This is a genomic window from Sphingomonas sp. FW306-1B-B10E (assembly GCF_058782005.1).
The window spans coordinates 1-21,135 of the sequence record NZ_JBYSXG010000036.1; the positions used below are offsets into that span (position 1 = coordinate 1).

The window sequence follows — 21,135 nt, forward strand, 5'->3', positions numbered from 1 at the left end:
GGGTGGGGCCTGTCCGCAAGCGCAGGCTCTATGAGACATCCCCAACCCCCAACCCCTCCCCTGAAGGGGAGGGGCTTTGTTCTTAGTACGTCGTCCGGCCTCCCGACGTATCGAAGGTCGAGGCGGTGGTGAAGCTGCACTCCTCGCTCGCCATGAACAGGATCATCGCGGCGCTCTCCTCGGCTTCGCCGAGCCGGCCCATCGGGATCTTCGAGCGCATGTAATCGACCTGGCTCGCCGGAAGCTGCTCGAGGATCGGGCTCTCGAAGGTCGCAGGGGTCAGCGCGTTGGCGATGATCCCCTTGCCCGCCAGTTCCTTGCCGAGCGACTTGGTCAGGCCGATCACGCCTGCCTTCGACGCAGAATAGGCCGAGGCATTGGGATTACCTTCCTTGCCCGCCACTGACGAGACGTTGACGATGCGGCCATAGCCGTTCGCCAGCATGTGCGGCACGACCGAGCGGCAGCAATAGAACAGCCCGTTCAGATTGATGTCGATCACGCGCTGCCAGCTGTCGAGCGGATATTCGTGAACCGGGCCGGTGGCGCCGGTGATCCCCGCCGAGCAGACCAGCACATCGACGCGCCCGAGCGCCGCGGCGGTGGCATCCGCTGCCGCGGCGACCGCCGCCGCGTCCGACACGTCGAGTTGCTCGGTGTGCGCCGCGCCGACTTCGGCGGCGGCCTCGGCGATTGCGTCAGCGTTGACATCCCAGAGCGCGACCTTGCCGCCCTCCGCAACGAAGCGCTTGGCGACGGCGCGGCCGAGGCCCGAGGCGCCGCCGGTGATGATCGCGGTGCGGCCCTCGAAACGTCCTGCGAATACGCTCATTGCGCGGTCCACGCGACGAATTCCTGGCGCTGCTGGCCGAGCTTCTCGATGCCGAGTTCGACGACGTCGCCGGCCTTGAGATACCAGGGCTCGGGCTTCTGGCCGAGACCGACGCCGGGAGGCGTGCCGGTGGTGATCACGTCACCCGGCAGCAAAGTCATGATCTGCGACAGGTAGGCGACGATCTGCTGGACGTTGAAGATCATCGTCTTGGTGTTGCCGTCCTGAACCTTCTTACCGTTGACCGACAGCCACATCGACAGGTTCTGCGGATCGCCGACCTCGTCCGCGGTGACCATCCACGGGCCGATCGGGCCGAAGGTCGGGAAGCCCTTGCCCTTGTCCCAGGTCATGCCGCGCTCGGCCTGCCAGTGGCGCTCGGATACGTCGTTGACGACGCAATAGCCGGCGACGTGATTGAGCGCGTCGGCCTCGGACACGTTGTTCGCGGCGGTGCCGATGACGATGCCGAGCTCGACTTCCCAATCCGTCTTCTTCGAATCCTTGGGGATCGTGACCGGATCATTCGGGCCCTGGATGCAGCTCACCCACTTGTTGAACACCACCGGCTCCTCGGGAATCGGCAGGTTCGATTCATGGGCGTGGTCGACATAGTTGAGGCCGATCGCGACGAACTGGCGGGTGCCGGTGACGCAAGAACCGTAGCGCGGCGAGCCCTCGACCAGCGGCAGCGAGGCTGGGTCGATCGCGGCGAGCTTGGCGAGGCTCTCGGCCGAGAGCTCGGCGGGACCGATATCGGCGACGACGCCGGACAGGTCACGGATCGCGCCGTCGGCATCGATCAGGCCGGGCTTCTCGCTACCGGCGGGTCCAAAACGGCAGAGTTTCATGGTTCGGGTCTCTCAGTCTCAATGCGTATAGGGGCGGTGCATCGGCAGGTCGCGATTGAGCTCGACCCCGAAGCCGGGCTTGTCGAGCGCGCTCACGTGCAGGCGCCCGTTCTGGGGCACCGGCTCGCCGATCAATTGCGGGTGGAACATCGGGACGACCTCGGTCGGCCCCGGGTGCATCATCAGGAACTCGGCGAAGGGCGAGTTATGCCGGGTGATGACGAAGTGGTAGCTGTACACGCTCGAGCCGTGCGGGATCATCAGCACGCCCTTGCTGTCGGCGTAATTGGCGATCTTGATCAGCTCGGTGACGCCGCCGCACCAGCCCACGTCGGGCTGGATGATGTCGCAGCACTCCATGTCCATCAGCATGCGGAAGCCCCAGCGGGTCGCCTCATGCTCGCCGGTGGTGACGAGCAGGCCCTTAGGGGCGTTCTGCTTGAGTGCAGCATAGGCCCAGTAATCGTCGGGGCTGAGCGCCTCCTCGATCCACTTCAGACCGCACTCGTCGTACGCGCGGTGCGCGAGACGCGTGGCATAGTCGAGGTCGAGGCTCATCCAGCAATCGAGCATCAGCCAGAAGTCGTCGCCGACCTTCGACCGCATGTCGGCCAGCTCGGCGATGTTCTTGTGCAGGCCTTCGAGACCCTCTGCGGGTCCGTGGTGCAGCGGCAGCTTGCCGCCGATGAAGCCAAGTTCCTTGGCGACGTCGGGCCGCGCGCCGGTGGCGTAGAATCGCAGCTCGTCGCGCACCGCGCCGCCGAGCATCTGATAGACCGGCTCGCCGCGCAATTTGCCGAGCAGGTCCCAGAGCGCCAAGTCGACGCCCGAGATCGCGTTCACGACCAAGCCCTTGCGGCCATAATATTGAGTCGAGAAGTACATCTGGTCCCAGATCTTCTCGACTTCGCGGGGGTCACGCCCCTCCAGGAAGCGCGCGAGATGCTTCTCGACGATGAACGCGGCGGGCTCGCCGCCGGTGGTCACCGCGAAGCCGATTGTGCCGTCCTCGGCCTCGATCTCAACGATCAGCGTGCCGAGCACGTTGATGCCAAAGCTCTGCCGCGATTGGCGATATTCGGGATAGCGCGCCATCGGCGTGGCGATGTGGTTGTCGATCCAGTGGCCTTCGCCCTGATCGTGATAATCGGCGCCACCGCCCCGAACGGTGAATGCACGAACGTGCTTGATCTTCGAAAGCCCGGCTGCAGCCACGTCTCTGAACCCTCTTCGCGCGGTCCATGCCAAATCTGGACTCGCCGACTGATAATGTGAAAAGTTGCAAGCATGACGTACCATCATATGATACGCCGCGCCGCAATGCCTGGTTGAACGGGTGTGGCGGTGCCGAAATGCTCCGCCGCTGCGCACCCCTCCTGATGCTTTACTTTCTCACTTTATGGGATAGGATGTTACGAGATGAGACGCGACACGTCAAACGCTGAATCGGAACCGGCGGCCAAGAAGGCCGGTCCGAAGGTGCAGGGCAGCCAGACGCTGATCCGCGGGCTCGACATGCTCGACAAGGTGATCGACGGCCCGGTCAAGCTCGCCGAACTTTCTGCGCGGATGGGCCTCACCCGCTCGACCACGCACCGCCTCGCCAATGCGCTCATCGATCGCGGCTTCCTCACCTATCTGCCGCGCGACGGCTATCAATTGGGTCCGAAGCTGATCCAATTGGGGTTCCTGGCGCAGAGCCAGGCCGACATCGTCCAGATCGCCCGCCCGCGGATGGAAGAGCTTGCCGCGGCATCCGAAGACACGGTGCATCTCGGCCGGATGGACGGCGACCTCGCGCTCTATCTCGACAAGATCCCGGGACGCCGCCGCGTCGAGATCTCGAGCCGGATCGGCGATCGCCAGCACCTTACCTCGACCGGGCTCGGCAAGGCGCTGCTCGTCGACGCCAGCGAGGCGGAGTGGACGCGGCTGTTCGAAGCCGATCAGTCGCATGGCGCGCCGCGTGCCGACCGCGACACCTGGTTCGATCGGATGCGCGGCTATGCCGATGCCGGCCATGCCTACGACCTCGAGGAGAATGAGGACCAGATCCGATGCGTCGCCGCGCCGGTGCGCGACGTGTCCGGCAAGATCGTCGCGGCGATCAGCGTGTCGAGCGCGGCGCAATATATGGACGACGAGCGGATGGAGACGCTGAGCGCCGAAGTCCGCGATACGGCGCGGCAGATCAGCACCGATCTGGGCTGGAGCCCCGACGTGCGTCCGCCGCGGCGCTCACGCAGATAGACCAGGAGAGTTCGAGTGAAGTTGTTGGAAGGCAAGACCGTGCTCGTCACGGGTGCATCGACCGGGATCGGACGCGCCGCGGCGGTGGGCGCGGCAAAGGCTGGCGCCGACATCGTCATCAACTATCACAGCCGCGATGACGATGCCGCGGCGTGCGTCGCCGAGATCGAGGCCGCGGGCCAGCGCGGGCTCGCGGTGAAGGGCGACGTCGCCGCGCCCGAGACAGCGACCGAGTTCGTGCGGAAAGCGGTCGAGGCGTTCGGCAAGGTCGACGTGATGGTGTCGAACGCCGGGATCTGCCCGTTCCACTCCTTCCTCGACATGCCGGTCGAGACCGTCCAGCGCACCATGCAGGTCAATCTGCTCGGCGGCTATTTCATGTGTCAGGCGGCGGCCAACCAGATGGTCGCGCAAGGCCATGGCGGCGCGCTGATCGCAGTGTCGTCGATCTCGGCGCTGGTCGGCGGCGAGCATCAGACGCATTACACCCCGACCAAGGCGGGGCTTCACTCGCTGATGCAGTCGACCGCGATCGCGCTCGGCAAGCATGGGATCCGCTGCAATTCGGTGCTCCCCGGCACGATCCTCACCGAGATCAACAAGGACGATCTCGCCGACGAGGCGAAGCGCAAATATATGGAAGGCCGCATCCCGCTGGGACGGCTCGGCCAAGCCGAGGACCTTGCCGGCCCGATCGTCTTCCTCGCCTCGGACATGGCGGCCTATGTCACCGGCGCGGCGCTGCTGGTCGACGGCGGCGCCTTCGTGAACCTGCAGTGATGCGCCCGCTCCTCGCCGCCGCCGCATTGCTGCTCGCGCTGCCGGCGGCGGCGCAGGAGCGCATCCTGATCGCCAGCGATTCAACCGCCGCCAATTACGGTGCGGACCGCTATCCGCAGACCGGCTGGGGCATGATGCTCAAATGCGGGCTCGCGCCGGACGTCGAAGTTCTCAACCGCGCGGTTGGCGGACGCAGCACGCGCACCTTCCTCTCCGAGGGCAAATGGGACGCCTTGCTCGCCGAGGCGAAACTGGGCGACGTGGTGCTGATCCAGTTCGGGCATAACGATGCCAGCGTCTCGCGGCCCGAGCGCTACGCGCCCGCGACGACGCTCTATCGCGACAATTTGCTGCGGATGATCTGGGAGTCGCGCGGGCGCGGGCTGGTGCCGGTGCTGGTCACGCCCCCTGCCCGCCGCTCGTTCGACGGTGCGCGCGCCAAGGCCGACTTCGCCGAATATTCGCGCGTAGAGCGCGAGCTCGTCGTCACCACCGGCACGCCGCTGATCGATCTCGAAGCCCGCTCGCTCGATCTGGTGAGCAGCGCCGGCGAGGCAGGCTCGAAGAAATATTATCTGCACTACACGCCTGCCGACAAGGTTGCGGCCTATCCCAAGGGCATCGACGACGACACGCATTTCAGTGAGCTCGGCGGCCGTGCGATGGCCAATCTCGTCGCGCAGGAACTCAAGGGGCTCAAGCTGCCGATCGCCGACAAGGTGCTCGCCGAACGCCCCGACCTTACCCGCGCCAAGCCGCTCGGCAGCGCCGCCTGTCATTGACGACTGATCCTCCCCCGGAGGGGGAGGTGGCAGCCGCAGGCTGACGGAGGGGTATTCTCCACGAGCTATGTCGGCCGCGGAGAATACCCCTCCACCGCTTCACGGTTCCCCTCCCCCTCCGGGGGAGGATTACAATCTTCCGAATTGAAGCGATCACACCCCACCCGCGTCCGATTTGACACCGGTGGACAGCGCTTGGCATCCTCCGCACGCCGACATGTGTCTGAAGTGTGACCAAAACCCCACATCGGCCGGACAAACCCGAAAAGGGGGATTGGCGGGGGCTTTGCGTTAAGTCATATATATTGGGAAATAAGAACAAGAAATGAGATCGACCCGGCAAAAGCAGGGCGGTCGGCCAGGTTCATAGGAGGGGATTTAGCATGAGGGTTGCATCGTATTCGCGTATTCGCGGTGGCGGCGTTTCCGGCGTCGCGCTTGCCTTGGCGCTGGCATGGGCACCAGCCGCAGCGGCGCAGGACGCGCCCGCCGCCGATCCGGCGGGCCAGACGCCCACCACGACCGACGAAGGCGAGATCGTCGTCCAGGGCTTCCGCGCCTCGCTCAACACCGCGCTCAACATCAAGCGCGAGGAGACCGCCGCGGTCGATTCGATCGTCGCCGAGGACATCGGCAAATTCCCGGACAGCAACCTCGCCGAATCGATGCAGCGCGTGCCCGGCGTGGCGTTGTCGCGCGGCGACGGCGGCGAGGGTCGCAACATCGCGGTGCGCGGCCTGGGCTCGGGTTTCACCCGCGTGCGCATCAACGGCATGGAAGGCACCTCGCAGACCGGCTCGTCGGACATTTACGGGGCGGGCAATTCGGGCCGCAGCTTCGACTTCAACGTCTTCCCGACCGAGATCTTCTCGGCGCTGTCGGTGCGCAAGACGACCTCGGCTGACGTAGAAGAAGGCTCGCTCGGCGCGACCGTGGATCTCAAGGCGCCCAAGCCGCTCGACTACAGCAAGGATTTCGTCCTCTCGGCGACCGCGCGCGGCGTCTACAACCAGATCAGCAAGAAGGTCGATCCGCGCGCCTCCCTGCTCGTCTCGAAGAAGCTCGGCGACAGCTGGGGAATCCTCGCTTCTGTCGCCTATCAGAAGCGCCACATCCGCGAAGTCGGCTATTCGGCGGTGGACGTCCTCTCAGCGAACACCAACGGCCTAGACCCCGACGGCAACGGCCCGTCGCCCGTACTTCCCTTCTGCACGCCGGCGGGCGGCTTCGTGTCGAACGGCGTCACTTATGTGAGCCCGCCGGTGGGCTACACCCAGGGCGGGTTCAACGTCGGCGCGAGCGCGGCCAATTGCAGCGCCGGCAATCCGCGGACCAGCACTCAGGCCGCCTATGCCGCCGTGTTCAACCTGCGCCGCACCGACCTGCCCGGCGTGCCGGGCAGCGGCGCCTTTCTGCCGCGCATCCCGCGCTACGTGAATTCGGAGCAGGATACCGAGCGCGTCGGCGGCACGGTGACGGTGCAATTCTCGCCCGACGACGATACCGACATCAGCGTCGACGCCCTCTACTCGCGCTACGAAGTCGAGCGGCGCGACAATTATATCGCCGGGCTGTCCTTCGGCCGCAGCATCACCAATCTGGGCCAGCCGGCGGTGTCGGTCCGCGACCTCCAATTCGACGACAAGGGATCGCTGGTCTACGGCCTGTTTGACGGCGTCGACGTGCGCTCGGAAGGACTGGTCGACCATTACATCGCGGACTTCAAGCAGGGCGACTTCAACCTCCGCCACCGGTTGACCGACAGCTTCGAACTCTCGCTGTTCTTCGGGATCAACCAGTCGGTGTGGTGGGGGCCGAAGCGTTTCCAGACCTTCATGGACGCGATCGACACTGACAATTTCTCGATCGACTTCCGCAACGGCGGGGCGACGCCCCTCCTCGGCTTCGGGTTCGACGTCTCCAACCCAGCGAACTTCAATTATGCGCCGTCGACCGGGAACGGCACCACGGTGCTCGGCGGGTTCAGCTTCCAGGGCAAACCCTCGAAGAACCAGACCGACAACCTGACTGCCGAGGTCAACACGGATTGGGACGTGGATCGCGGCCTGAAGCTCAAGATCGGTGCGCAGTATCGCCGGAGCGACTATGTTGCCTGGGGTTCGAGCCCCTACACCGCCGACACGATCGTTCGCGCGCTTCCCGCCGGCACCAGCCTCGCCAGCATCACCCGCCAGATCAGCGGGCTCGACAAATTGTTCGGCGCCGGCGCCCCGGCGAGCTGGGCGGCGATCGATCCGGACAAATGGGACCAGGTGTTCGACTATGACTCGGTCCGCTTCTGCCGCACCGAATGCGGCGCCGCCGCCTCGCGGATCCGCGAGGAGGTCAAGAGCGCTTATGTGATGACCACCTTCAACACCGAGGATGCGCTGCCGGTGAAGCTGCGCGGCGACATCGGCGTCCGCTATGTTCGCACCGACATGCTGGCTTCGGGCTACGTCTCGGTGGGCGCGCCCGTGGGATCGACGCCGACCAATTTGCGCGGGCAATATGGCCAGGTGCTACGGGGCTATGACGATTGGCTGCCCTCGGGCAATGTCGCGATCGAGCCGGTCGAAAACCTCATCATCCGCCTGTCCGCCGCCAAGGTGATGTCGCGACCGGAGCTCGGCCAGCTCGCGCCCACCAGCGGTATCACCGCGACGACGCGCACCGGCAACATCAACAACCCGTTCCTCGATCCCATCCGCGCCAACACGTTCGACGCGGCGGTGGAATGGTATTTCAAGCCCGGATCGCTGCTGTCGGTCGCCTATTTCAAGAAAGACATCAAGAGCTTCGTCCAGCGCAAGCCGAGCCAGCTTCCGTTCAACGAGCTCGGGCTTCCGGACGCATTGCTCGCCAACACCAACACCTTGCCGACGGAGATCTTCACGATCAGCAAGCCGGTGAACACGCCCGGCGGGCCGCTGGAAGGCGTCGAAGCCAATGCGCAGATCCAGCTGGACTTTTTGCCCGGCTTCCTGTCGCATTTCGGCGTGCTCGCCAATTACACGCACGTCACCTCGAAGATCACCTACATCCTTGCCGCCACGCCGCAGGGCGTACCCACCGTCACCACGAACGCGGACCTGATCGGCCTGTCGCCGAACACGGCGAGCGGCACGCTGTTCTACGAGGACAGCAAGTTCAGCATTCGCGCGACGGCGAGCTACCGCGACCGCTACATCCGCGGCATCCCCGCCTCCGCCGGCAGCGACTTGCAGGGCAATTCGCCGAACATGTTCGTCGACGCCTCGGCATCCTATGGGATCACCGACAACATCAAGGCGATCCTCGAGGTGCAGAACCTCACCGACGAGCGCAACAACCTCTACATCGACAGCGTCCGCAAGGACACGCTGTTCCAGACCCGGATCGGGCGGACGTTCAATTTCGGCGTGAACTTCCAGTTCTGAAACCTTGCCTCCCTGCGGGCCGCCGTTCGTGGCGGCCCGCCTCTTTGCGCCATGATCCCGAAATATAAATATCCATGCCATTTATTGGGATATGATTGACTTGGCACGCTGGCGGAGGCAGCTTGCGGAAAACAAGTCCGGAGAGGTTCATGCTGGCGGCTCTGATCATCGCATCAACGATTCCTGCGCACGCGGCGCCGATCGTGGCGGGACGGCAAGTCGAACGGCTCGATCGCGCGCTCGTCGCGGTGCCCGCAACCGGTGGCGGAAACCATGTCTCGTGGCGGCTGCTCGCGACCGACGCGCGGGACGCGCGCTTCACGCTCTACCGCGACGGCAAGCCGATCGCGCAGGTGCGCGGCAACCAGGCGACGAGCTTCCTCGATCGCACCGGCAGCGCGACCTCGCATTATGCGCTGTCGGCGCGCGGCGCCGGCGTGGCGGCTTGGGCCAATGGCTATCTGTCGATCCCGCTCGACAAGCCCGCCGACGGGCGCACTGCCGACGGCGAGAGCTATAGCTATTCCGCCAACGATGCCTCGGTCGGCGATCTCGACGGCGACGGCCGCTACGAGCTGATCGTCAAATGGTATCCGTCGATCGCCAAGGACAATGCCTTTTCGGGCTATACCGGCGCGACGATGCTCGACGCCTATACGCTCGACGGCAAGAAGCTGTGGCGGATCAATCTCGGGCCCAACATCCGATCGGGCGCGCATTACACCCAGTTCATGGTCTATGATCTCGACGGCGATGGCCGCGCCGAGATCGCGATGAAGACCGCGGACGGCACCGTCGACGGCACTAATCGGATGATCGGCGACCCGCACGGCAGCTGGACCAGCCGCGAGGGCGAAGTCGACGTCGACGACCGCACCGGCGCCAAGGTGCTCCCCGACGGCAAGAAGGTGTCCGAATTGAAGGGCCGCATCCTCAAGGGCCCCGAATATCTGACGGTATTCGACGGAATGACCGGCCGCGTGCTCGCCACCGCACCCTACGCGCCGTCGCGCGACCCCAGCGGCGACAATCCGAGCTACGACCGGATGAACGCGAGCTGGGGCGACGGCTATGGCAACCGCTCCGAGCGCTATCTCGCGGGCGTCGCCTATCTCGACGGGCACCGGCCGAGCCTGGTGTTCGGACGCGGTTACTATGCGCGCTCGACCGTCGCCGCCTGGGATTACCGGGGCGGCAAGCTGACCCGGCGCTGGCTGTTCGACAGCGCGGCGCCCGGCAACGAGAAGTTCGGCGGCAACGGCAACCACCAGCTCTCGGTCGCCGATGTCGATAGCGACGGGCGCGACGAAGTGTTCTACGGGTCGATGGTCATCGACGACAATGGCAAGGGGCTGTGGTCGTCCGGGCTAGGGCATGGCGACGCGATGCACCTCTCCGACCTCGATCCGACGCATCCCGGGCTCGAAAAGTTCGGGGTCCACGAGAATATGCGGATGAGCGGCAATCGCGGCGCGGCGATGCTCGACGCAAGGACAGGCGCCGTCCTGTGGTCGACCCCCGCCGACAAGGATACGGGCCGCGGCATCGCGATCGATATCGACCCGCGCCACCCCGGCGCCGAGGCCTGGGCGAGCAACTCGCGCGAGCTCTATGACGTGAAGGGCAACGTCATCCCCGGCGGCCACCCGCGCGCCGCCAATTTCGGGATATGGTGGGACGGCGACCGGCTGCGCGAACTGCTCGACGGCAAGCGCATCACCAAATGGGACTGGACCACCGCCACCGAGACGCCACTGCTCGACCCGCCCGGTATGGTCTCGAACAACGGCACAAAGGCCAACCCATCGCTCTCGGCCGACATATTGGGCGACTGGCGCGAGGAACTGGTGGTGCCGAGCGCGGACAGCAGCGAGCTGCGCATCTACACCACGCCGATCCCGACCGAGGAGCGGATCGTGACGCTGATGCACGATCCCGTATACCGGCTCGGGGTGGCCTGGCAGAACACCGCGTACAATCAGCCGCCACACACCTCCTATTTCCTAGGAGCAAAGTGACGCGATGCTGCTAGTCGCGCTGCAGATGGCGATGATCCAGGCTCCGCTGCGCTTCGACCTCGAGCCGCCCCGGCGCGCCACCGGACGCGTCGCGGTGGCACCGAACAAGCCATACGAGGCGGGCCGCTATGGCTATGAGCCGGAACGGCGCGGCAAGGAATTCCTGTTCTCCGCCGCGGTGCCCGAAGGCAATTACAAGGTCACCGTGCGGATCGGTGGGCGGGTTACCGTGAAGGCCGAATCGCGTCGGCTGATGCTGCGCGACATCACGACCAAGCCCGGCCAATACGTCACCGCCAGCTTCATCGTGAACGTCCGCAATGCCCAACTCGCGCCGCCGCCGGCCAACGCGCCGGGCGGCAGTGAAGTCCGGCTCAAGAGCCGCGAGGCGGGCAGCTACACCTGGGACGACAAGCTAACGCTCGAATTCCTCGGCGATCCGCGCGTCGCCTCGATCGACATCGAGCCGGTGACCGTGCCGACCGTGTTCCTCGCCGGGGATTCGACCGTCACCGATCAGCGTTCGGAGCCCGCGGCCAGCTGGGGGCAGATGCTGCCGGCCTTGTTCGGTCCCGGCGTGGCGGTCGCCAACCATGCCGAATCGGGCGAGACGCTCAAATCGTTCGTCGCCGAGCTGCGGCTCGACAAATTGCTGTCGCAGGTGAAGCCGGGCGACTGGCTGCTGATCCAGTTCGGGCATAATGACCAGAAGGCCAATTGGCCGCAGACCTATGCCGATCCGGCAGTGACCTATCCGGCGTGGCTGCGCACCTATATCGCCGAGGCGCGGCGGCGCGGCGCGCATCCGGTGCTGGTGACATCGCCCGAGCGGCGCAATTACGAAGCCGATGGCAAGGTGAAGCGGACGCTCGCCGACTATGGCGCGGCGGCGCGCAAGGTCGCGCGCGAGGAGAAGGTGCCGCTGCTCGACCTGCAGACGCGGACGGTGGCGCTGTACGAAGCGCTCGGCGAGGACGCGGCGGCGAAGCTGTTCAACGACGGCGGCAAGGACCGGACCCACCACAACAATCCCGGCGCATGGTTCCTCGCGCGCGCCGTCGCGGCGGAGATCGCGGCACAGATGCCCGATCTGGCGGCGCACCTGAAACCGGCGGCGCGCAGCTTCGATGCCGCGAAGCCGGACCTGAGCGAAGGCGCGATCGCGGCGAGCCTCGCCGAGAGCGCCGTGCGGCCGGCGGGGAATTGATGCGACATCACACCCAATCCTCCCCCAGAGGGGGAGGATTGCCTGATGCGCACCGGCCATACCTTCGATGTCCGCGATCACGGCGCGAAGGGCGACGGCGTCGCACTCGATTCCCCCGCGATCAACGCCGCGATCCTGGCTGCCGAAAAAGTGGGCGGCGGAATGGTGGTGCTGCCGCCGGGCCGTTATCTCAGCTTCTCGCTACGACTGAAGAGCCGCGTCAGCCTCGTGATCGAGGACGGCGCCACCTTGATCGCCGCCGAGAAGGGCCCGCTCGGCGCCTACGACCTGCCCGAGGACCGCGGGCCGCAGCTCTACCAGGATTTCGGCCACAGCCATTGGCACAACAGCCTGATCTGGGCCGAGCATGCCGAGGACATCGCGATCCTCGGCAAGGGGCGGATCCTCGGACTCGGCCTCACCCGCAACGGCCCCGGCACGCCGTGGAGCAAGCAGGCCGGCGAACGACCGCTATCGATGGCGGCAATGCCTGCCGCGGATATCGGCAAGCTCGAGCGCTCCTATGCGGCGATGCAGGGCATGGGCAACAAGGCGATCGCGATCGCGCATTGCCGGCGGGTCAAGCTCGACGGGTTCAGCATCCTCAAAGGCGGGCACTTTGCGGTGCTGGCCAGCGAAGTCGACGGGCTCGACATCACCAATCTCGCGATCGACACCAATCGCGACGGGATCGATCTCGACTGCGTCCGCAACGCGCGGGTCGAGCGCTGCCGGGTCAACACGCCCAATGACGATGCGATCGTGCTCAAGACGAGTCTCGGGCTCGGGCGGCGCTCGTCGTGCGAGGACATCGCAATCCGCGACTGCCAAGTCAGCGGGTTCGACCTGGGCACGATGCTCGACGGCACCCGCCGGCGCACGCAGGAACTGTCGCCCGACCGCGACCGCGTCACCGGGCGGATCAAGCTCGGCACCGAGAGCAATGGCGACTTCCGCCGCATCCGCATCGCCAATTGCCGCTTCGAGCGCAGCCGCGGGCTCGCGCTGGAGACGGTCGACGGCGGGACGATCGAGGACGTGCTCGCCGAGAATATCGCAATGGACGACGTGACGACGGCGCCCCTGTTCCTGCGGCTCGGCGCGCGGCTGCGCGGACCCGAGGGGACCGCGATCGGCGCACTGCGCAATGTCGAGATACGCGGGCTCAAGGCGAGCGGGATCGATCCACGCTTCGCCGCGATCCTCGCCGGGCTTCCCGACCACCCTATCGAGTGCGTCCAATTGCGCGACGTGGATCTGCGGTTCCGCGGCGGCTATGATGAGGCGGTCGCGACCCCGCCCGAATTGGCCGATGCCTATCCCGAGCCGAGCATGTTCGGGCCGACCCCCGCCTGGGGTTTCTGGGCGCGCCACGTAATCGGGCTGGGGGTCAACAAGCTACGGCTGTCGCGCGAAAGTGGCGATCGTCGCCTACCCGTGCTCCTCGATGACGCGCATGGCCGGGCGGAGGACGCGCAATATTGGCCCGGCGCGGTTTGACGCGACGGCGCGACTAGACTATCCAAATGTTGCACGATGATCCCACATAATGGGTTCAAGGAGAGGGCATGACGAGCACCCACGCATTCCGGATGCAGCTGAAGCCCGGCATGGTCGACGAATATCGCGCGCGCCATGATGCGATCTGGCCCGAGCTCGCTGAACTGCTCCACCATAGCGGCATTCGCGACTATTCGATCTTCCTCGACGCGGAGACGCAGTCGCTGTTCGCGGTGCTCAAGCTCACCGACGACAATAGCCGCGACGCGCTGCCCGCGCATCCGGTGATGCAGAAATGGTGGGACTATATGGCGCCGCTGATGGAGGTCGAGCCCGGCAACAAGCCCAGGGAATGGGCGCTGACACCGGTGTTCTACCTGCCATGAGCGCTATCCAGAAATCCGTTCGTGCTGAGCTTGTCGACGCACCGTCCTTCCTTCGGGCGAAGAAAGAACAGCCCTTCGACAAGCTCAGGGCGAATGGGGTGGGTGCGTTCCGCGCAGCACTTTTCGCCGCCTCGCTGCTCGCCACGCCTGCACTTGCGCAGGAAGCCCGGCAGACCGCCAATTTCGCAGCGCAAGTAAAAACGTTCGGCCGCGTCTCCTACGACGCGCGCTCGCTGATGATCGACGGCAAGCGCGTGATCCTCTGGTCGAGCGAGATGCACGCCTTCCGCCTGCCCTCGCCCGATCTGTGGCGCGACGTGCTGCAGAAGATGAAGGCGAGCGGGTTCAACACCGTCGCATTCTATTTCGACTGGGGATTCCACAGCCCCAAAAAGGGCGTATACGATTTCTCGGGCATCCGCGATGTCGACCGGCTGCTGACCATGGCCGAGGAGGAAGGCCTCTACGTCATCACCCGCGCCGGGCCCTATGTGAACGCCGAGCTCACCCGCGGCGGCTTCCCGGGCTGGCTGGTAAACCAGCGCGGCCGCGCGCGGACCGACGATCCCGAATATATGGCTGCGGCCGACGAGTGGCTCACCCGGATCAACGCGATCATCGCGCGCCACCAGATCAACGGCGACGGCAAGGGCCATCGCGGCAACGTCGTCCTCCACCAGATCGAGAACGAGCTGTCGGTCACCACCGCGGCGCAGCGCCGCTATATGGACCATCTCTACGCCAAGGCACGCGCCGACGGCATCAATGTGCCGCTGTTCCACAACGACCAGGGCCGCAACGGCTATTGGGTGCCGGAGGACAGCAAGGTCGAAAAGACCGTCGCCGGCCCGAACGATCTCTATGCGTTCGACGGCTATCCGGGCGGCACCTGCACGGTGAACGGCCAACCCACCCGCGGCAGCCCGGCGCCCGATTGGGGCTATTACGGTCCGGGCGGCGCCAAGGGCGGCGCTTCCGCCTCGCCCAACACGCCCGGCTTCCTCGCCGAATTCGGCGGCGGCTGGTTCGACTATTGGGGCTCGAACGGCGGCTATGAATGCAATGCGATCCAGCGCGGCAAGCGCTTCCAGCGCGTATTCTACGGCACCAACCTCGCCAACGGCATCGGGATCCAGAGCTTCTACATGGGGTTCGGCGGGACGAGCTGGGGCTGGCTGCCGGCGCCGGTGGTGTTCACCAGCTATGATTATGGCGCGGCGCTCTCCGAGACGCGCGAGGTCCGGCCCAAGGCCGAGGAGCTGAAGCAGCTCGGCGGGCTGATCGCGGCGGTGCCCGATCTCGCCGGCATGGTGCCCGCGGGGCCGGTGACGATCTCGACCGACAAGGTCCAGGTCTATCACAACAAGTCGCCCGAGACCGACGCGCGCTTCCTGCTGGTCACACATCGCCCCTCGAACGGCCAGACCAACGACCGCTTCACCGTCACTGCCGACCTGCCCGACGGACGCTACACGCTGCCGCTGCAGCTCAACGGTTTCGACGCCAAATGGCTGGTCGCCGGCGTCGATCTGGGCGGGCAGCGGCTGGTCTATTCGACCTCCGAGCTGCAGACGGTCCTGAAGCAAGATGGGCGCGACATAGCCTTGCTCTACGGCCGCGACGGCGAGGCCGGCGAGACCGTGCTGCGCTATGCCAGCGCGCCCAAGGTCACCGTGCTCGCAGGCGGCGCGACCTCGACCTTCGACAGCAAGGGCGACCTCAAGCTCAGTTATGCGCATCGCGGGCTGACCCGCGTGCGGATCAGCGGCGGCGGACGCCCCGACCTATTGCTGCTGATCGGCGACGAGGCCGAGGGCGCCAAGTTCTGGCATGCCGGCGACGTGCTGGTCCGCGGTCCGGCTTTGGTGCGCAGCGCCAGGACGGCGAAGGGCGTGCTCGCGCTCACCGGCGACACGCGCGAAGCGACGCCGCTCGAAATCTGGGCACCGGCCAACGTACGCAGCGTGACCTGGAACGGCGTCAAGACCGCGTCGGGCGCCACGCTGCCCGGCCCCGCCGACTTCGCCTTGCCTGCGCTGACCGACTGGCGTGTCGCCTTCGGCTCGCCTGAAACCGATCCCGCCTTCGACGATCGCGACTGGGCCAAGATCGACAACCGCGCTTATGCCAGCATCACCGCGCGCGCCGACGGCCAGCCCAACATGCTGATGGACGCCTATGGGTTCCACGAAGGCGATGTCTGGTACCGCGGTCGCTTCGCCGGCTCCCCCGACGCGCAGCGGCTGAAGCTGCATTACGGCGCCGGCGGCGCGGGGCTGGTGCAGGTGTTCCTCGACGGAAAGCTCGTCGGCCAGGACGAGATCCCCGCCGGACTGCCGCGTCCGCTCACCACCGGGGCGCCGAGCTTCGCGCTTCCCGACGCGGCGCGCGTGCCCGGCGAGCACGTGCTCTCGGTGATGGTCCGCAACAACGGCCATAATTGGGACCTCGACGCCGACGATTTCCACAAGGAAGCGCGCGGCCTCGTCACCGCCTCGATCGAGCCGGTCGCCGGGCCAAGCTTCGCAGTGCCGATCGCATGGAAGATCCACGGTCGCGGCGAGGACCTTGCCGATCCGGCGCGCGGGGTCGCCAACAATGGCGGGCTCGATGGCGAGCGGCGCGGCTGGACCCTCCCCGGCTTCGACGATCGCAGCTGGAAGCGCACGAGCGTGCCCGCGGCGCAGGCGGCGGCAGGCACCAGCTGGTACCGCACGGCCTTCGACCTCGCGGTGCCCAAAGGGCAGGACACGACGATCGGGCTGGCCTTCGGCGACACCACCAAGCCGCGTTCCCCCGTTGCCTATCGCGTGCTGATCTTCGTCAATGGCTGGCACATGGGCCAGTTCATCGCGCATGTCGGCCCGCAGCGGGTCTTCCCGATCCCCGAGGGCATTCTCAACCATCGCGGGCGCAACACGATCGCGCTCGCGGTGACATCCGACGGTGCGCCCGGTAATGCGCTCGAAGCGGTGAAACTCGTGACGCTCCGCAACGTTCGCGGCGGGATCCCCGTCCGGATGGTCGCGGCGCCGTCGACTCCTTCCGAACTCAAGCAGGTAGACTAATGGCCGCCCTCACCCACGACATTCCCCGCAGCGAGATCACGCAAAAGATCGACCTGCTGATGGACAATCTCGTCAACATCCAGGACGAGACCGGCGAGTTCCTGCTCCATCTCGACGATGGCCGGATCATCGACACCAAAGGCTGGGCCGGCTGGGAATGGACCCACGGCGTCGGGCTGTTCGGCATGTGGCGCTATTACGAGCAGACCGGCGACGACAAGGCGCTGGCAATCATCAAGGCGTGGTTCGACGCGCGCTTCGAGGAGGGCACGCCGACCAAGAACATCAACACGATGGCGCCGTTCATCACCCTCGCTTATCTTTACGAGCACGAGCCCGATCCGCGCTACGTTCCCTATCTCGACACTTGGGCCGAATGGCTGATGGCACCCGACGGGCTACCCAAGGTCGAGGAAGGCGGCTTCCAGCACATCGTCTTCAACGACGAGAATCCCGGCGAGATGTGGGACGACACGCTGATGATGTCGGTGCTGCCGCTCGCCAAGATCGGGCTGCTGCTGAACCGGCCGCATTATGTCGAGGAGGCCAAGCGCCAATTCCTCGTCCACATCAAATATCTGTTCGACAAGAAGACCGGGCTGTGGTTCCACGGCTGGGACTTCAACGGCCGGCACAATTTCGCCGAGGCGCTTTGGGCGCGCGGCAATTGCTGGGTTACGATCGCGATCCCGGAGATCATCGAGATCCTCGATCTGCCGCAAGGCGACGCGTTCCGCACCTTCCTGATCGACACGCTCGCCGCGCAGGTGAAGACGCTCGCCGCGACGCAGGATGCCGAGACCGGGCTGTGGCACACGCTGATCATGGATCCGACCTCCTATCTCGAGGCATCGGCGACCGCGGGCTTCGCCTATGGCATTCTCAAGGGCGTGCGGAAGGGCTATCTGCCGCGCCATTATGAGGCGGTCGGGATCAAGGCAGTGGAGGGCGTGCTCGCCAATATCGACGCGGCTGGCGAGCTCCAGCAGGTCAGCTTCGGCACCGCGATGGGCGACACGCTGCAATTCTACAAGGACATCCGGCTGACTTCGATGCCCTATGGCCAGAGCCTGGCGATCTGCGCGCTCGGCGAGTTCCTGCGGACCTATATCTGATGCCCGGGCGGCGCGACCTCCTCGCGGGTGGGGTCGCGCTGCCCTTGCTCGCTGCCTGGCCCGCACGCGCGGCGATCGTGCGGCACCTGCTGGTACGGGTGACCGCACCGTTCGAGATGCCGGCAATCGCGATCCCCGATTTCGGCGCGGCGCGCGGCTTTCCGATCACCGAATATGGCGCGAAGCCCGACGACCAGCAGGCCAATCAGCGCGCGATCGGCGATGCGATCGCGGCGGCTTATGCCGTCGGCGGCGGTCGCGTCGTCATTCCGCCGGGGATCTGGGCGACCGGGCCGATCCACCTGCGCAGCAATGTCGCGCTGCACCTGGAAAAGGGGGCGACCCTGGCCTTCTCGCCCGATCCCGGCGACTATCTGCCGCCCGTGCCGACGAGCTGGGAAGGAATCGAGTGCCTCAATTATTCGCCGCTCGTCTATGCCTATGATTGCGAGAATGTCGCGATCACCGGACAGGGCACGCTGCTCGCGCGGCTCGACACCTGGTCGGTCTGGTACGCGCGGCCCAAGCCGCACATGGATGCGCTGGTCGATCTCTACCAGAATGCGCGGAAAGGCGTGCCGGTCGACAAGCGCGACATGACGCTCGGCGAGGCGCATCTCCGCCCGCATTTCGTCCAGTTCAATCGCTGCCGCCACGTGCTGGTCGAGGGCGTCAGGATCCAGGGCAGCCCGTTCTGGACGATCCACCCCTATCTCTGCCGCGACGTGGTGATCCGCGGCGTCGGCATCGAAGCGCACGGGCACAACAACGACGGGGTCGACCCCGAGATGAGCCAGAACGTGCTGATCGAGGATTGCGTGTTCGACCAGGGCGACGACGCGATCTCGGTCAAATCCGGGCGCGACCATGACGGCTGGCGGCTGCACACGCCGGCGCGCAACATCGTCATGCGCAACTGCCGGGTGAAGAACGGGCACCAGCTGATGGCGATCGGCAGCGAGCTGTCGGGAGGAATCGAGAACGTCTTCGTCGACAATTGCCATTTCGACGCGGCGGAATCGGGGGCGAAGAGCACCATCCAGAACATCCTGTTCGTCAAGACCAACGAGCGCCGCGGCGGGTTCGTGCGCAACATTCACCTCTCGAACGTCAGCGCGACCGAAGTCGCCGGCGGGGTGCTGAGCGTCGATACCGACGTGCTCTATCAGTGGCGCACGCTGACGCCGACCTATGACCGCAAGCTGACCCCGATTGCCGGGCTGCACGTCAGCAATGTGCAGGTCGGGACCGTCAAGTTCATCTGCGAAGTGAAGGGCCAGGCCGAGCTGCCGGTGAAGGACGTGACCTTGCGACGGGTGAAGGTGGCGAAGGTGACGGGCAAGGCGGTGACGAGCGAGAATGTCGTCGGCCTTAAGGTGGAGGACTGAAATTGATGCGCAACTCCTTCTCCCCTTGTGGGAGAAGGAAGGGGCCCGCTCGATGAAATCGAGTGGGAAGGATGAGGGGGGACGTCGCCTGCTACGGCTCCCCCTCACCCTTCCGCCGATTTCATCGGCTCCCTCCCTCTCCCACAAGGAGAGAGGGACGTTGGTGACAGTGCCACGGCAACGTAAGGTCTCTACCTCGCCTTCGCCACTTCCACCGCGTACACATGGTTCGCGCCTTCGAAATTCCCGCGGAACACGATCCATTTCCCGTCGGGCGTAAAGGTCATGTTGGGCTCGAGCCGGTAATCGTGTTTGCGCATGTCGACGAGCTTTTCGGTGTCGAACGTGCCGGGCGCGATCAGATCCTCGGCGCCGGGCGCGTGGATCCCGGCGACGTCGGGGATGGGCTTCGGCGTGAACAGATAAAGATATTTCCCGTCGGGCGCGTGCGCGACCATCTCGCTGTCGCCGCCGTCGCCCGAAAAGCGCGCCAGGTCGCGCGACTGGTTGTAGTGCACCGACCAGTGGTTGCGCTCGACCTTGGACCAGCGGCGCTTGCCACTCGCGAGGTCGTAGCCGGCAAGCCAGAACACCTCCCCGCGCGGGGTCTGGAGGTCGTACCAGATCGTCTTGCCGTCGGGCGAGAAGAACTCGTGCCCGGCGATCTCCATGTTCATGCTGCGGGTGTGGACCAGCTTCTTGCCGGTGCCGTCGGCGCGGATCGTCCAGATCCGGTCGACCTTGTGCCACGGTCCTTCATGGCAATACATGATCTGCTGCGGGTCGGTCGGCGAGAACTGGATGTGATTGAGCCAGTCGGTCGACGCGGTCACCACCTTGCGCGCGCCGGTCTTCACGTCGATCGTGAAAATCTGCATCGGCACCTTGGCCTCGAGCCGCTCGTTGAGACGCACCTCCTTGGCCTCGGCATAGGTCATCGGCCGGCCGTCAGGCCAGTTGGCAGCGTACTGCGCCTGGCCAAACTTGGCATTGTCATTGGGCTTCGCGCCGGGCTGGAGCGGCTTGTCGGTCGCCGCCCATTGGCCGAGCAGCAAGGTCTCGTCGGCGTTGATCGAGCCGATGAAGCCCTCCTTGATCTCGGCGATCTTGCGGGTCTTGCCCGTGTCGATGTCGGCGGCGAAGATCGTCCAGGGTCCACCCTCACCCGCACGGCTCTGATAGTAAGCGGTGCGGGTCTTGCGGCCGGTGAACAGCAGGACGAGGTCCTTGCCCTTGACCAGCGGCGTCACGTCCCAGCTCTTCAGGTCGACCACCGAGATCCCCCCCGGCACCGAGATCACCATCTTGTCGCCCTGCGGCGTATAGCTGTTCTGGTGGAAATAGAGGCTCGCCGTGCCGGGCTCGCGGCTGATCCGGATCACCTTGTGCCCCGTCAGCGAATCGACCCACGATGCCGCCGGATCGGCCTGCGCCACGCTCGCCGCGACCAGCGCCGCAACCCCGAATCCTTGGCAAATCGCCCGCGCGATGCGCATCCTCTCTCTCCCGCCGACTTGATGTCGTTCCACATATCATGAT

15 protein-coding genes are annotated in these 21,135 nt (G+C 65.8%); 11 read left to right on the plus strand and 4 right to left on the minus strand.

Annotated features, from left to right (window positions below):
* Positions 1-82: 82 nt before the first annotated feature.
* From AC3WJI_RS14215 to rhmD, 3 genes are read right to left on the minus strand one after another with little or no spacing between them, the layout of a single operon-like run.
* On the minus strand, positions 83-832 hold the full coding sequence (locus AC3WJI_RS14215; RefSeq protein ID WP_492757932.1) for an SDR family NAD(P)-dependent oxidoreductase: 750 nt from the start codon (positions 830-832) through the stop codon (positions 83-85).
* Positions 829-1,683 carry a fumarylacetoacetate hydrolase family protein gene (locus AC3WJI_RS14220; RefSeq protein WP_492757933.1) on the minus strand — a complete coding sequence of 285 codons (855 nt, stop codon included), beginning with the start codon at positions 1,681-1,683 and terminating at the stop codon, positions 829-831. Before AC3WJI_RS14220 ends, AC3WJI_RS14215 begins: the two co-directional genes overlap by 4 nt.
* An 18-nt stretch (positions 1,684-1,701) precedes the next feature.
* Positions 1,702-2,898: an L-rhamnonate dehydratase gene (rhmD, locus tag AC3WJI_RS14225; RefSeq protein ID WP_492757934.1), complete on the minus strand. Its 1,197-nt coding sequence runs from the start codon at positions 2,896-2,898 to the stop codon at positions 1,702-1,704.
* A gap of 204 nt (positions 2,899-3,102) precedes the next feature.
* Between rhmD and AC3WJI_RS14230 the strand changes: the two genes are divergently transcribed.
* From AC3WJI_RS14230 to AC3WJI_RS14280, 11 genes are all read left to right on the plus strand, one after another.
* Complete coding sequence (locus AC3WJI_RS14230) at positions 3,103-3,933, plus strand: IclR family transcriptional regulator (protein ID WP_492757935.1); 831 nt, start codon at positions 3,103-3,105, stop codon at positions 3,931-3,933.
* 15 nt (positions 3,934-3,948) lie between these two features.
* The gene (gene lra1, locus AC3WJI_RS14235) at positions 3,949-4,713 is read left to right on the plus strand and encodes an L-rhamnose 1-dehydrogenase Lra1 (RefSeq protein ID WP_492757936.1); all 765 of its coding nucleotides are present in this window, start codon (positions 3,949-3,951) and stop codon (positions 4,711-4,713) included.
* On the plus strand, positions 4,713-5,495 hold the full coding sequence (locus tag AC3WJI_RS14240; protein WP_492757937.1) for a rhamnogalacturonan acetylesterase: 783 nt from the start codon (positions 4,713-4,715) through the stop codon (positions 5,493-5,495). Before lra1 ends, AC3WJI_RS14240 begins: the two co-directional genes overlap by 1 nt.
* A 383-nt stretch (positions 5,496-5,878) precedes the next feature.
* The gene (locus AC3WJI_RS14245) at positions 5,879-8,914 is read left to right on the plus strand and encodes a TonB-dependent receptor (protein ID WP_492757938.1); all 3,036 of its coding nucleotides are present in this window, start codon (positions 5,879-5,881) and stop codon (positions 8,912-8,914) included.
* 149 nt (positions 8,915-9,063) lie between these two features.
* Positions 9,064-10,932 (plus strand): rhamnogalacturonan lyase, encoded by a 1,869-nt coding sequence (locus AC3WJI_RS14250; RefSeq protein WP_492757939.1) that lies wholly within the window; start codon positions 9,064-9,066, stop codon positions 10,930-10,932.
* 4 nt (positions 10,933-10,936) lie between these two features.
* Positions 10,937-12,139, plus strand: coding sequence for a rhamnogalacturonan acetylesterase (locus tag AC3WJI_RS14255; protein ID WP_492757940.1), 1,203 nt, complete (start codon positions 10,937-10,939; stop codon positions 12,137-12,139).
* A gap of 45 nt (positions 12,140-12,184) precedes the next feature.
* Positions 12,185-13,639 carry a rhamnogalacturonidase gene (locus AC3WJI_RS14260; protein ID WP_492757941.1) on the plus strand — a complete coding sequence of 485 codons (1,455 nt, stop codon included), beginning with the start codon at positions 12,185-12,187 and terminating at the stop codon, positions 13,637-13,639.
* A 68-nt stretch (positions 13,640-13,707) separates the two neighbouring features.
* Positions 13,708-14,025 carry an L-rhamnose mutarotase gene (locus tag AC3WJI_RS14265; protein ID WP_492757942.1) on the plus strand — a complete coding sequence of 106 codons (318 nt, stop codon included), beginning with the start codon at positions 13,708-13,710 and terminating at the stop codon, positions 14,023-14,025.
* A 98-nt stretch (positions 14,026-14,123) separates the two neighbouring features.
* Positions 14,124-17,093, plus strand: a complete 2,970-nt coding sequence (locus AC3WJI_RS14270; RefSeq protein WP_492757943.1) for a glycoside hydrolase family 35 protein — start codon at positions 14,124-14,126, stop codon at positions 17,091-17,093.
* Positions 17,093-18,208, plus strand: a complete 1,116-nt coding sequence (gene bglB, locus AC3WJI_RS14275) for a beta-galactosidase BglB (RefSeq protein ID WP_492757944.1) — start codon at positions 17,093-17,095, stop codon at positions 18,206-18,208. Before AC3WJI_RS14270 ends, bglB begins: the two co-directional genes overlap by 1 nt.
* Positions 18,208-19,596 carry a glycoside hydrolase family 28 protein gene (locus AC3WJI_RS14280; protein WP_492757945.1) on the plus strand — a complete coding sequence of 463 codons (1,389 nt, stop codon included), beginning with the start codon at positions 18,208-18,210 and terminating at the stop codon, positions 19,594-19,596. The genes bglB and AC3WJI_RS14280 overlap by 1 nt, the downstream gene beginning before the upstream one ends.
* A 191-nt stretch (positions 19,597-19,787) precedes the next feature.
* Here AC3WJI_RS14280 and AC3WJI_RS14285 read toward each other — a convergent pair whose 3' ends face one another.
* Positions 19,788-21,092, minus strand: a complete 1,305-nt coding sequence (locus tag AC3WJI_RS14285; protein ID WP_492757946.1) for an oligogalacturonate lyase family protein — start codon at positions 21,090-21,092, stop codon at positions 19,788-19,790.
* Positions 21,093-21,135: the final 43 nt, after the last annotated feature.